Annotated in this window: 12 protein-coding genes; 3 read left to right on the forward strand and 9 right to left on the reverse strand. The window is 38.6% G+C overall.

Annotation, left to right across the window (positions count from 1 at the left end):
- Position 1 precedes the first annotated feature (1 nt).
- The 5 genes from A1D26_RS03585 to cysS all read right to left on the reverse strand — a co-directional run bounded on the left by A1D26_RS03585 (position 2) and on the right by cysS (position 6,488).
- Positions 2 to 1,456 carry a replicative DNA helicase gene (locus A1D26_RS03585; RefSeq protein WP_157402718.1) on the reverse strand — a complete coding sequence of 485 codons (1,455 nt, stop codon included), beginning with the start codon at positions 1,454 to 1,456 and terminating at the stop codon, positions 2 to 4.
- 65 nt (positions 1,457 to 1,521) lie between these two features.
- Positions 1,522 to 2,340 carry an RNase RNM gene (gene rnm, locus A1D26_RS03590; RefSeq protein WP_157402719.1) on the reverse strand — a complete coding sequence of 273 codons (819 nt, stop codon included), beginning with the start codon at positions 2,338 to 2,340 and terminating at the stop codon, positions 1,522 to 1,524.
- Positions 2,341 to 2,386: 46 nt separating this feature from the next.
- Complete coding sequence (locus tag A1D26_RS03595) at positions 2,387 to 3,352, reverse strand: SAM hydrolase/SAM-dependent halogenase family protein (protein WP_157402720.1); 966 nt, start codon at positions 3,350 to 3,352, stop codon at positions 2,387 to 2,389.
- Between the two features lie 69 nt (positions 3,353 to 3,421).
- The gene (gene sbcB / locus A1D26_RS03600) at positions 3,422 to 4,975 is read right to left on the reverse strand and encodes an exodeoxyribonuclease I (RefSeq protein WP_157402721.1); all 1,554 of its coding nucleotides are present in this window, start codon (positions 4,973 to 4,975) and stop codon (positions 3,422 to 3,424) included.
- A 133-nt stretch (positions 4,976 to 5,108) separates the two neighbouring features.
- Positions 5,109 to 6,488 (reverse strand): cysteine--tRNA ligase, encoded by a 1,380-nt coding sequence (cysS, locus tag A1D26_RS03605; protein WP_157402722.1) that lies wholly within the window; start codon positions 6,486 to 6,488, stop codon positions 5,109 to 5,111.
- A gap of 152 nt (positions 6,489 to 6,640) precedes the next feature.
- Here cysS and A1D26_RS03610 point away from each other — a divergent pair, with 152 nt between their 5' ends.
- Entirely contained in the window at positions 6,641 to 7,150 is a 510-nt protein-coding gene (locus A1D26_RS03610) for a peptidylprolyl isomerase (RefSeq protein WP_157402723.1), read from the forward strand.
- Between the two features lie 45 nt (positions 7,151 to 7,195).
- Here the strand turns inward: A1D26_RS03610 and cpdB are convergent, their stop codons facing one another.
- Positions 7,196 to 9,172, reverse strand: coding sequence for a 2',3'-cyclic-nucleotide 2'-phosphodiesterase (gene cpdB / locus A1D26_RS03615; protein WP_157402724.1), 1,977 nt, complete (start codon positions 9,170 to 9,172; stop codon positions 7,196 to 7,198).
- Between the two features lie 190 nt (positions 9,173 to 9,362).
- On the reverse strand, positions 9,363 to 10,700 hold the full coding sequence (gene gdhA, locus A1D26_RS03620; RefSeq protein ID WP_157402725.1) for an NADP-specific glutamate dehydrogenase: 1,338 nt from the start codon (positions 10,698 to 10,700) through the stop codon (positions 9,363 to 9,365).
- Between the two features lie 265 nt (positions 10,701 to 10,965).
- Here gdhA and ubiG point away from each other — a divergent pair, with 265 nt between their 5' ends.
- Entirely contained in the window at positions 10,966 to 11,679 is a 714-nt protein-coding gene (ubiG, locus tag A1D26_RS03625; RefSeq protein WP_157402726.1) for a bifunctional 2-polyprenyl-6-hydroxyphenol methylase/3-demethylubiquinol 3-O-methyltransferase UbiG, read from the forward strand.
- Here ubiG and A1D26_RS03630 read toward each other — a convergent pair.
- The gene (locus A1D26_RS03630) at positions 11,676 to 11,906 is read right to left on the reverse strand and encodes a YceK/YidQ family lipoprotein (protein ID WP_157402727.1); all 231 of its coding nucleotides are present in this window, start codon (positions 11,904 to 11,906) and stop codon (positions 11,676 to 11,678) included. The two genes, ubiG and A1D26_RS03630, sit on opposite strands and share 4 nt — an antisense overlap.
- A gap of 133 nt (positions 11,907 to 12,039) precedes the next feature.
- Here A1D26_RS03630 and leuB point away from each other — a divergent pair, with 133 nt between their 5' ends.
- The gene (leuB, locus tag A1D26_RS03635; RefSeq protein WP_157402728.1) at positions 12,040 to 13,116 is read left to right on the forward strand and encodes a 3-isopropylmalate dehydrogenase; all 1,077 of its coding nucleotides are present in this window, start codon (positions 12,040 to 12,042) and stop codon (positions 13,114 to 13,116) included.
- Between the two features lie 63 nt (positions 13,117 to 13,179).
- On the opposite strand, the gene tadA is transcribed toward leuB, so the two are convergent.
- The gene (tadA, locus tag A1D26_RS03640) at positions 13,180 to 13,713 is read right to left on the reverse strand and encodes a tRNA adenosine(34) deaminase TadA (RefSeq protein ID WP_157402729.1); all 534 of its coding nucleotides are present in this window, start codon (positions 13,711 to 13,713) and stop codon (positions 13,180 to 13,182) included.
- Between the last annotated feature and the right edge of the window lie 88 nt (positions 13,714 to 13,801).

Here is a 13,801-nt window from a genome sequence, read left to right on the forward strand (position 1 = left end):
TTTAATACTCATCATCATAAGCTGCACCTTGATAATTATCAAAGCGAGAAAATTGTCCTTGGAAAGTTAAACGCACTCGCCCAATCGGGCCATTACGTTGTTTACCAATAATAATTTCAGCGATGCCTTTCAGATCAGAATTTTCATGATAAACATCATCACGATAAATAAACATAATTAAATCCGCATCTTGTTCAATAGAGCCAGATTCACGCAAATCAGAGTTTACAGGGCGTTTATCCGCTCGTTGTTCAAGGCTACGGTTAAGCTGAGAAAGTGCCACAACAGGTACTTCCAACTCTTTAGCCAGCGCTTTTAAAGAACGGGAAATTTCCGCAATTTCTAATGTCCGGTTCTCCGTAAAACCTGGTGCTCGCATAAGTTGTAGGTAATCGACCATAATTAAGCTTAGCCCACCATTTTCACGATATACTCGTCTTGCTCGAGAACGTAGTTCGGTTGGCGTTAGTCCTGAACTATCATCAATATAAATGTTGCGTCTTTTTTGAAGTAGCGACATTGTACTGGATATTTTTGACCAATCTCCGTCATCATCAATTTGCCCTGTTCTGATTTTTGTTTGATCAACACGAGAAAGTGATGCCAACATACGCATCATAATTTGATCTGCAGGCATCTCAAGGCTAAAAATCAGTACTGGTTTATTTGGCTTTTTCACCGTATTGCCGTTTTCGTCTGTTTCGGTTATATCTACAAATGCTGCATTTTCACATAAATTCATTGCAAAAGTGGTTTTGCCCATTGAAGGGCGAGCAGCAACAATAATGAGATCGGAAGGCTGTAATCCTGCGGTTTTACGATCTAAATCATAAAATCCTGTTGTCACTCCTGTTATACCATTATTGTCTTTAGACTGAGATAACATTTCAATGCGAGCAAGGGTATTGATTAAGATAGAATCAATATTTTTCGGGCCATCTTCCCCCGAAGTGCGTTTTTCTGCAATGTGGAAAATTTCACGTTCCGCCTCATCAAGCATATCTTTCACTAACATTCCTTTCGGATGATAGCTTAGTGAGGCAATTTTATTACTTGCTGCAATCAGTTCTCGGCGGATGGCTCTTTCACTAATAATCTCCGCATAAGTCAGCACGTTCGCAACACTTGGCGTATTTTTAGACAATTCAGCTAAATAAGCGAAACCACCAATATCTTCAAGAATGCCTTTATTTTTGAGAGCTTGATCTAACGTAATGAGATCAATCGGCTGACGATTACGCACTAATTCAATCATCTGTTCATAGATCAATTTATGGGCATAATTATAAAAATCTGTCGGTTGAATTCGCTCTGCAACGTTGTCCCATTGCTCGTTATTCAACATAATTGCCCCTAATACTGCTTGCTCTGCTTCAAGGGAATGGGGGGATATGTTAATCTGCTCAACTTGTGGATCAGGAGAATTTTTTGATGGATTTATGCGAGTTTTAGCCATTATCTACTCTCAAAATGATGAAAATAAGCGGTAAGTTTAATCCAAAAACTTGTAAATTTAAATTGTTAAAATTTATCCCAAATCGGTTTACATTCTGACGGCAATGCTAATCCTTTTCCTAACTCGATCCAACCCGATGGGTAGTGAAAGTCTGAGCCTTGAGAGGCATAGAGGTCAAATTCAGTGGCCCAACGTGCTAATAATTGACGCTGATCGGGTGTTTGTGCACAACCTGCAACTTCAATCCCATCTCCGCCTAGTTGTTTAAATTCAGCAATTAAACGGCGGATCCAACGAGCGGTTAATTTATAACGCAGTGGGTGAGCAATACAAATTACACCACCAGCTTGATGCGTAGCATCAATAGCCTCTGCCATTGAACACCATATTGGCTTAACGTATGCACTTTTACCCATTCCTAAATAGCGTTTAAAAGCATGTTCATCGTTTCGCACATAACCTTCAGCGACTAAAAAGCGGGCATAATGTGCTCGTGTCACTTCACCACTGGCTAATTTTCTTGCCCCTTCATACGCATTAGCAATACCAGCTTTTGCTAATTTTTCACCAATTTGAATTGCTCGTTCTTGACGTAAAGCGGCTTGATTGGCCAAGAGTTTTACTAATGTCGGATGATTTTCATCTACATTTAGTGAGGCTAAATGAATGTTTTTTCCTTCCCAAAGAATTGAAATTTCAACCCCTGAAATCAAGGTAATCGGCTGATTTCCCGATGCTTGCTTTGCTTCCGCAATACCTGCAACTGTATCATGGTCGGTCAAAGCAAGCATATCAACATTCATTTCAATCGCTCGCTGAACAAGTTGTGTAGGCGTAAGTACCCCATCAGATGCGGTACTGTGACTGTGTAAATCTCTAATCATTATATTTTATGTGTAAGGTAGGCTTGAGCCCACCTTATTCTTGCCCTTACTCAGCCGTTTTCTTTTCACAAGATTTTAATGATACAGACCATTCAGCGCCTGATTTGATTTTATATTTATCTGCGAAGCTATCCATATTCAATGCAAATGAAATATTTAATAAGCTGTTGAGATACATTAACGGTCTGCCTGTTTCTACATCACCAAAACTGCTTTTATATGGCATTGCACCACTATAACGAACTTTTACTTCTTCGCCAATTTTCTCACTAATTTCAACACAGACACGCCCATCTTTTTTAATACCTGATTGTTCTAACAACGTATCACTAATGTTTGTCCAAATATTGCCGTACTGAATATCTAAAACAGGAATATTACCTTTTAACACGCCATCTTCAAGGGTTGGGCGTTGATAAGCAATTTCAACCACTTTAGGCTCTAGCTCTTGTCCTACTTCTTCAAAGCGAATCTTGCCAGAAGCTAAACGAGCACCTGTATAGGCATAAACATCACGCCCGTGGAAAGTGTAAGATTTTTCTGAACCTTCTAAGCGGTTAGTTTGCTCATCAATTTGGCGAACCGATTCAATACCTAAATGCTCTGCCACTAATGTTAATGTGCCATTATCTGGGGTAACAAAATAATGTCCTGTCTTCGTTTTTAACACCACGGATTTACGATCAGTCCCAACACCAGGATCAACAACACTGACAAAAACAGTACCTTGTGGCCAATACGTTGCCGTTTGATATAAACGATATGCGGCTTCCCAAATATTATAGGCCGGAATTTCGTGAGTGAGATTGAACATTTTTAAATCACGATCAACGCCAAATGCGACACCTTGCATTGCGGACACCGCACCATCTTTTAAGCTGAAATCCGTTTGTAAAACCAGTGCATTTTTTGGAAAAGTTTGTTCTGAAGCTACCGCTTGTTGAGTACCTGTATTTGCTACTGATGAAAGTGAAAAAAATGCGAGTACTACGGCCAAAAGTGTTTTATTCATTCTGTTTCCTTTATGTTGTGTAAGTGTTAAAAATCGTGTAGGGATAGTAATCGTTAGGCTAAAATTTGTCTAATTGTTTTTGCCCAAAATTGCATTTAAGGCTGCAAACTTGGTTTGTTTATCACTCGCTTGCTCAGCAACTTGATTTAACGCATTGACCAATGCCACTGTTCCTTCACTTTCTTGATAGCTAAAGCGTGGTTGTTCTGATAATTGAGTGGCATAAGCGCTAAGATCTTCCAATAATTTTACTTTGTCTGGATCATCGTGATACCGTTGGAACATCTCATTTAATGAATGACTAAACTGCTCGGCTTGCTGCTCAATCTGCTGTTCACAATATTTTTGCCAGCGGATCTGCTCTGCTCGATTTAGGCTGTCAGGATAGTGTCTTGCTCGGTAGTGAAATAGCAACTTTTCAATGCGTGGATCTGCAAATTTTAGACTGTGATTTGCCAATTCATTAGGGGATAAACTGCGTAAGATCGCCATATTGTTTTTATCTGCTGGGGAGAAAAAGCCATCATATAAAGTTGTTTCAACATTTGCAGACTTCTCAAATACTCGCTCTTCGCTAAAAATCTCAATCACTTTTTCACGCACTAACCCTTTATGTGCTTTTAATTGTTTAAGATTTTCTAAACAATATGCTCGATCAATGCCTAAACGTTCCGCATTCTCAGGTAACAAGGTTTTCGCAGGGGCAAGAATAGGACATTTATTGATATGCACTAATTTTAATGGTACTGGTGCGATACCTTGTTCCGCTAACTCACTTTTCTTCGTGTAGAGATTGGTGCGTAGTTGCTCGCTCGTTTCGGTTAATAAACCTGAAAGATCTGCCGAGAGATCACAAACAATTACCGCATTTTGATTGGTGGGGTGCCACGCTAACGGCACAACCCAAGCAGTATTACCACGATAGTTACCCAACATTCCCGAAACGTGAACGAGCGGGGTCATTTCCCCAGTATCAATCATCTCTTCTAACGCTTTTTTACCACGATGTTCAAAGAAAAATTGAAAGAGCTTAGGTTGTTTTTGTTTAATCAATTTCGCCATAGCTATAGTTGCATACACATCAGACATTGCATCGTGTGCGTTTTCGTGAGCAATACCATTCACTTTGGTTAAATTTTCTAATTTAAAACTTGGCATTCCATCGTCATCATACGCCCACTGAATACCTTCAGGGCGTAACGCATAGCAAGCTCGAACAACATCTAATAGATCCCAACGAGAATTGCCATTTTTCCAACTATATTCATAAGGGTCGAAAAAGTTGCGAAAAAAGGTATAACGGGTCATTTCATCATCATAACGAATATTGTTATAGCCCATAATACAAGTATTCGGCTCTGAAAATGCCGCGTGAATACGGGCTGAAAACTCAGGTTCTGGCAAGCCTTGCTGATTACAAAGTTGTGGCGTGATCCCCGTTACCATTACCGCTTCTGGTGCAGGTAAATAGTCCGATGTCTGTTTACAATAAAACATCACTGGCTCACCAATGATATTAAAATCACTGTCTGTACGAATACCTGCAAATTGTGCTGGGCGATCGCTTGCTGGATTTACCCCAAAACTTTCATAATCGTAAATAAAAAATGTTTGTTGGTTCATTGTTTAGGCTACTTGAAAAAATTTTGACGATTGTAGCATATTGCTTGGAAGAGATGATCTGGTGATGAGATTTTAAAACGGTCTGATGCAAAAAATCTGCAAAATCAGACCGCTTGTGGATTTAATTTATAGCTTATGCCTTACGCCAAGTTGTGCCATTTGGGGTATCTTCAAGCACAATATTCATTGCTTTTAGTTTATCACGCACTTCATCGGCTAACGTCCAATTTTTAGTTGCTTTCGCTTGATTACGCTGTTGAATAAGAGATTCAATTTCAGCAACTTCATCATTATTCGCATCACCTTGTAAAAAGGTTTCTGGTTCTTGTTGCAATAGCCCCAATACGCCTGCTAATTGTTTCAAACGAGAAGCCAAATAATCCGCATCGGAAGAGCCCTCGGCTTTAGCTTTATTGATTTCTCTCGCTAACTCAAACAATACAGCTAATGCCCCCGGCGTGTTGAAATCATCATTCATTGCGTCTTTAAAGGCTTTCACATATTGATCTTCATCGCTAAGTAAAATTGATGTATCACAACCACGCAATGCGGTATATAGGCGTTCAAGTGCTGAACGAGCTAAGTTAATATTCTCTTCGCTATAATCTAATAAGCTGCGATATTGTGCGGTTAAGAAGAAATAACGCACGCTTTCACTATCATACTTGTTTAAAATATCTCGAATAGTAAAAAAGTTATTGAGTGATTTCGACATTTTCTCTTTATTGATCATCAACATTCCTGTATGTAACCAATAATTAACGTAATCATCTCCATTTGCACAGCAAGATTGTGCAATTTCATTTTCGTGATGAGGGAACATCAAATCCGAGCCACCACCATGAATATCAAAATGATTACCTAGCTCTTTACTGTTCATCGCCGAGCATTCAATATGCCAACCAGGGCGACCTTTACCCCAAGGCGAATCCCAACTTGGCTCATTTTCTTTCGACATTTTCCACAACACAAAATCCATCGGGTTACGTTTGACCGATTTAATCTCAACCCTTGCTCCAGCTTGGAGCTGTTCTAAATTTTGACGTGAAAGTACCCCATAATTTTTGAATTGATCAACTTGGAACATTACATCGCCATCTTGTGCGACATAAGCGTAGCCCTTCTCAATTAAAGTTTGAACCATTTGAATAATTTCAGGAATATGCTGTGTTGCACGCGGTTCAACATCAGGACGGAGAATATTTAAAGCATCAAAATCACGATACATTTCCGCCACCATTTTATCCACTAACTGATCGCAGGTTTCGTTATTTTCTAACGCACGTTTGATAATTTTATCGTCCACATCAGTGATGTTACGCACATAACGCACGTTATAACCTAGATAACGTAAATAACGTACAATAACATCGAAGGAAACGAAAGTACGACCGTGCCCAAAGTGACAGAGATCATAAACCGTAACCCCACAAACATACATTCCCACTTGGTTTGGCTTAATCGGTTTAAATTCTTCTTTTTCACGTTTTAAAGTGTTATATATTTTGAGCATAGTGTCCTCATTTAATTCACAATCACATTGATGATAAAAATGCGTTGAGTATAACGAATAAGCGGTCTTTTTTTGAGAATTTTTTGCAATTTTTGCGAAACTTTTTAATAATACCGCCCGAACTTTTCCCCTAATCTTATAAGGAATTTAAAATGGTTACATTACATACCAATTTTGGCGATATTAAAATCGCATTAAACTTTGAAAAAGCTCCAATCACTGCAAAAAACTTTGAAGACTACTGTAAAGAAGGTTTTTACGATAACACGATTTTCCATCGCGTGATTGATGGATTTATGATCCAAGGCGGTGGAATGGAAGCTGGTATGCGTGAAAAAAACACCAAAGCACCAATCCAAAATGAAGCCAATAACCGTTTAAGCAATAAACGTGGCACTATCGCAATGGCTCGTACATCAGATCCACACTCTGCCTCAGCACAATTTTTTATCAATGTTGCGGATAATACGTTCTTAGACTATCGTTCAAAAGAGATGCACGGACGTGAAGTTGTACAAGAATGGGGCTATGCTGTATTCGGTGAAGTGGTGGAAGGAATGGATGTGGTCGATAAAATTAAAGCCGTTGCCACAGGCAATAAAGGTTTCCACCAAGATGTGCCAAAAGAAGATGTAATCATTACTTCTGTAACAGTTGAATAAAAACCTTACATAAGGTGGGCATTACGCCCACCTTTCAATCTTACCTTACTTACTCAAATCCACCTGATACACTGCAAAACCAGTTTCATCGGTATTTAAGAATATCATCGGATATTGTGCTTTTTCCGCAATAAAGGCTTTCGCTTTATCACTTGGTGATGTTTCAAAACGAATATCTAATTTAGTCTTGCTTGTAATTGGAGCAATTCTCCAGTTTTTATCGGCACTTGGGCTAACTTGACCGTTAGCTTTGCTCTCTGCAGTGATGTAATTTGCCAAAATCTGACGATTTTCATCTGGTGCTGCAAAAACAATATGGCTCTCGCCAGTGCCTGGGAATTTATTGCCATAAGCACGATAGTTATTTGTTGCAATTAAGAATTCAGCTTTTGGATCAACCGCTTTTCCGTTGTAAGTCAAATTCACTACTCGATTTGCTTTGTCATTGATTAACTTACATTCACCGTCATAACGAGCAGGCTGAGTAATATCGAATTGATATTGCACACCATCAATAACGTCAAAGTTATAAGTGCGGAAGCCTGTCCAATCTAATAAGCTTTGCGGTTGATTATTACTTGGGTCGATCTGCTTGAACATTCCTGCACTACATTCTAGCCACTCTTTGAGTTCCGCACCTGTTACTTTTACGACAACAAGTGTATTTGGATATAGGTACAAATCCGCTGCATTACGGAAAGTTAATTCACCTTTATCAACTTCAGTATAACCAGACGGATCATTCTTACGCCCACCCGCTTTAAATGGCGCACCTGCACTTAAAATTGGCAAACCTGCCAATTCTGGCAGCCCTTTCACAACATTTTCAACATAGGCTCTTTGTGCTTGATTGACAATTTGAACAGTTGGATCATCTTGCACTAATGCCAAGTAGCTATACATATTATCGCTTGCTTTACCAATCGGTTGTGAAACAAACTCACGAGTTGCCTCGTGTACTGGCTTCAATAAAGCGGTAAGTTCTGGATGATTTTCTACCGTTGATGCTTTTTTCTCATTGTCGTAAATAGGACGAAGTACGGCAGAGCCGTCAATCACAACCCATTTATCGTTTGCATTTGCTAACGTTAAATCAACCACGCTAATATTATTACCCCAGTAACCTGCCATACTTTCAGGAATACCTTTTACTGTACCTTTCTCAATATCTGCATTTGGTGATTTAGCAAACTCTTTGTTCGGGAATAAACGATGTGAATGCCCGAAAATAACCGCATCAATGCCTTTAACATCGGCTAAATAGAATGCTGAATTTTCTGCACCTTCTTTATAAGGCTCATCTGATGGCCCTGTATGAGCTAATGCCACAACAATATCAGCCCCTTTTTCTTTTAAAATCGGCACATATTTTTCAGCTGTTTTCACAATATCACGCGTTTCAACTTTGCCATCTAAATTTGCTTTATCCCATACCATAATTTGTGGCGGAACAAAACCGATATAACCAATTTTCACGATCTGTTTATGGCCATTTTCATCAATAACGGATTTTTCTTGAATAAAATAAGGCTGATAAACAGGCTCGTCTGTCCCTACTTTTACCACATTGGCATTAATAATTGGGAATTTGGCTTGCTTGATGGAGTCATCTAAATAGGCTAAGCCATAGTTAAACTCGTGGTTACCTAATGTGCCCACGTCATATTGCATAAAGTTTAATACATCAATAGCAGGGTTGGATTTCCCTTCTTTATAGCCTTTAGCTGCTTGGTAATCAGCAATCGGGTTACCCTGAATTAAATCACCATTATCAACTAATACGCTATTCTTTGCTTCTTTACGAGCTTGTTCAATCAAAGTTGCTGTACGAGTAAAACCGAATTTACCCGTTGGTGCATCTTTGTAGTAATCAAAGTCGGTTAAAAAACTATGAATATCCGTTGTTCCAATAATACGCAACGTAACTTTATTCTCAGCTTTCATCGCAAAACCTAAACGACTTGTACCTAGCGCTAAAATCGTTGTTGCACCAATTTGGATAAAACGTCTTCTGTTCATCATTGTAAACTTCCCCCATATTATAAACAGAATTAAAAAGGCGCGGATTATCCCACAGTTCTTACCGCTTGCCTTTGATTTTTTATAAATAATTACTTAAATGCACAAAAAAACCCTTGTTAAGTAACATTAACAAGGGAAATTATGGAGAGTATTTCTATAATAAGAGTTAGGTAATTATATTAAGCGGATATTACACCACACCTTGCTCTAACATTGCAGTGGCAACTTTTTTGAAGCCTGCAATATTTGCACCATTTACATAGTTCACAAAGCCGTTTTCTGTGCCGTTTTCTACGCAGTTTTCGTGGATATTTTTCATAATATCAAATAGACGTTGATCCACTTCTTCACGACTCCAAGATAGGCGAATTGCATTTTGGCTCATCTCTAAACCTGAAGTTGCAACGCCACCCGCATTTGATGCTTTACCTGGTGCGTATAGGATTTTCGCATCAACAAAGACTTCTACAGCACCTAGTGTTGATGGCATATTTGCCCCTTCAGCCACACAGATACAACCATTTTTGAGTAATGTTTTTGCATCTTCTGTATCAAGTTCGTTTTGCGTTGCACAAGGTAGTGCCACGTCACACGCCACGCCCCAAGGTTTTTGACCTTCAAAATATTGAATACCTTGCTCTTTCGCATAAACTGAAAGACGCTCACGACGCTCATTTTTGAGTTCTAATAACGCAGCAAGCTGTGCTTCTGTCATACCACTATCAGGGAATAATACATAGCCGTTAGAGTCAGAAACTGTTAAAACTTTCGCACCTTTTTGGATTGCTTTTTCTGCTGCATATTGTGCCACATTACCAGAACCAGAAATCACAACACGTTTGCCATCAAAACTTTGACCACGGGTATTTAACATACTTTCTGCAAAATATACTGTACCGTAACCTGTTGCTTCTGGACGAATTAAACTACCGCCCCACGTTAAACTTTTACCAGTTAATACGGAAGTAAATTCATTGCGTAATTTTTTATATTGACCATATAAGTAGCCAATTTCACGCCCACCCACACCAATATCGCCAGCTGGGACATCTGTATCCGCACCAATATGGCGGAATAATTCGCTCATAAACGCTTGGCAGAAACGCATTACTTCTGCGTCAGATTTACCTTTAGGGTCGAAATCTGATCCACCTTTACCACCGCCCATCGGTAAAGTTGTTAAGGCATTTTTAAATACTTGCTCAAACGCTAAGAATTTTAATACGCCTAAATCCACTGTTGGATGAAAACGTAAACCACCTTTATATGGTCCAATCGCAGAGTTCATTTGTACACGATAACCACGATTGACTTGTACCTGACCTTTATCATCTACCCAGGTTACACGAAAGCTAATTACACGCTCTGGTTCCACAATACGTTCTAATAAGCCATATTTGGTGTATTGTGGGTTTTTCGCTAAAAACGGAGCAAGGCTACCAAAAACTTCTTCAACCGCTTGGTGGAAAGGTGCTTGGTTTGGATCACGTTGTTTAATTTTTTGGAAAAGTACGTTTAAATCGCTCATAAAGGTTTCCTTAATTTTTGGTTAATGTTGTGTTTGAATGACTGAGAGTTTATCGACTTCATTTTAATTTGCAAGCAAAAATTAAATTTTTTTATTACAAAGATTAGAAAAACTAATCATTAGATTATTTTTAAACCTACTTGTGAATTTTTTAGACAAATTTACCGCTTTATTTAAGATTTTTTAAAGAAATTAAGTGGTTTTATCCGCTTTTATGACAGATATCAGGTAAAATTTAACCTTAAAAATTGTTAAAGGTGGTTTTATGAAGAATGTTGATCAACAGGAAATATCAAAATTTGAAAAAATGGCAAAAAGTTGGTGGGATCCTAATGGGGATTTCAAACCAATCCATTTGCTGAATCCTTTACGTCTAGCTTATGTCAATGAAAAATCAGGTGGATTATTTGGGAAAAAGGTGCTTGATGTTGGTTGTGGTGGCGGTATTTTGAGTGAATCAATGGCAAAATTAGGTGCTACCGTAACGGGGATTGATATGACAACCGAGCCACTTGCGATTGCTAAACAGCATTCTGAACAAAATGGTTTAACTATCGATTATCAACAAACGACCATTGAAGATTTTTTAACAGAACAGACCGCTTGTAATGCCGAAAAGTTTGACGTTATTACCTGTATGGAAATGCTAGAACACGTTCCTGATCCTCTTTCAATTATCCAAAGTTGCCAAGCCTTACTAAAACCTGACGGCGTACTTTTTTTCTCTACAATTAATCGTACACTTAAAGCCTATGCTTTGGTCATTATTGGGGCAGAATATGTGCTAAAAATGCTACCAAAAGGCACTCACGAATTTGAGAAATTTATTAAGCCTGCCGAGTTATTAAATTGGTGCGATCAAGCTCAATTAAGTTGTACTGAAATGGTTGGATACCATTTTAACCCACTTACAGAAAAATTTTGGCTTAATAAAGATGTGAGCTGTAACTATATCGCAATGCTTAAACATACCTCTTAACGAGTAAGGGTAACGGGCAGTAACAATGTATCAAACACAAAACTAAGAGGTAAATCTACCACAGCTAAAACACTAGTTACTCCCCCTTCTCTCATCGCTTGAAAATCTTTTACTACCCCTGCATAAGGGGTGTAATTATCATCTGCTAAACTTGAAATTGTGCCACAAGCGGTAAGATTAAGCATACAAAATACTAATGCCCCCCCTTTATATCTCATTCTTTTCATTTCTCTATTCTCTGTTCATTATTCGCAAAAACTATTCTAACGGAAATCGCTAAAATCACACAAAAAATTCCCCATTTGAGACTGAAATGTTTTATATTGTTGCTCTTAATCCATTATAACTTGAGGAATTTATATGCAAACTTACAACATTGCGGTATTAAGTGGTGACGGAATTGGCCCTGAAATTATGGCTCAAGCGATCAAAGTTCTTGATGTAGTACAACAAAAATATGGTTTTACCCTCAATTATAACCACTATGATATCGGTGGTATCGCAATTGATAATCACGGTAAGGCATTACCTGAAAGCACCTTAAAAGGCTGTGAAGAGGCTGATGCGATTTTATTTGGTTCTGTTGGCGGGCCTAAATGGGAACATTTACCTGCTAACGAACAACCTGAACGTGGTGCATTATTACCTCTACGCAAACATTTTGCGCTATTTTGTAATCTTCGTCCTGCCACACTTTATAAAGGTCTAGAACAATTCTGTCCACTAAGAGCAGATATTGCAGCCAAAGGTTTCGATATGGTTACTGTGCGTGAATTAACAGGCGGTATCTATTTTGGGCAGCCTAAAGGGCGTGAAGGTGAAGGGGCAAATGAAAAAGCCTTTGATACGGAAGTTTATCACCGTTATGAAATTGAACGTATTGCAAAAGTGGCATTTGAAACAGCAATGAAACGTAGCAAACACGTTACTTCAGTGGATAAAGCCAATGTGTTAATGAGTTCCATTTTATGGCGTGAAACTGTTAATGAAGTGGCAAAAAAATATCCTGACGTAAAATTAGATCATATTTATATTGATAACGCGACAATGCAGTTAATCAAGCAACCAGAATTTTTTGATGTGTTACTCTGTTCAAATATTTTCGGCGATATTATTTCTGATGAATGTGCCATGATCACTGGTTCAATGGGAATGTTGCCATCAGCGAGCTTAAATGAAAAAGGCTTTGGTTTATACGAGCCAGCTGGCGGTTCTGCACCTGATATTGCAGGCAAGAATATCGCAAATCCTATCGCACAAATTCTTTCTGCGGCAATGATGCTACGTTATAGTTTTGGTTTGGAAGATGCCGCTAAAGCTATCGAAAATGCGGTGCAAAAGGTATTAGCAGAAGGCTACCGTACCGCCGACTTAGCCGATAAATCAACCCCGATTTCAACCAATGAAATGGGTGATTTAATTGCGAAAAATATCTAATTCTTAATCTAAAAAAGAGGCGGGAAATCCCGCCTTTTCATCTTTATTTGCAAATAATCTAGCTTAACTAACCGCTTGTTCTTGCTTTGTTGCTTTCTGCTCTGCTCGTCTTTTTTGAAAAAAGTGGCTAATTTTTTGGCTACATTCCGTTGCCATTATCCCACCACGAATTTGTAAGAGATGATTCATTTTGTAATCTTCAAAAAAATGAAAACGAGAACCGACAGCTCCTGTTTTATAATCACTCGCCCCAAAAACCAAGCGTCCAATTCGACTATGTAAAATTGCACCTGCACACATTGTGCAAGGCTCAAGGGTAACATAAAGGGTAGTATTTAATAGGCGATAATTTGCGACTGCTTGCCCTGCCATTCGGATTGCTTGAATTTCTGCATGAGCAGTTGGATCTGATAAAGTAATTGAACGATTCCAACCTTCTCCCAATATCTCGCCATTATCTGAAATTAACACTGCACCAACAGGAATTTCACCTTCAGCTTCTGCCCGCTCAGCAAGTTGTAGTGCATATCGCATCCATTTTCGATCATCTTCAGAAATCTCAAGGGAAGAACTTAGTTGAGTAGATTGAATAAACATTTGCAAAAAATTCCTTAGATCTGACCGCTTGTTAAGACAATAAATATTCCTTGTTGGGATTTAATATAACAAAAAAATGCCCCTTTCG

The sequence above is a fragment of the Ursidibacter maritimus genome (assembly GCF_009761395.1).
In the GTDB taxonomy this organism is placed as follows: domain Bacteria; phylum Pseudomonadota; class Gammaproteobacteria; order Enterobacterales; family Pasteurellaceae; genus Ursidibacter; species Ursidibacter maritimus.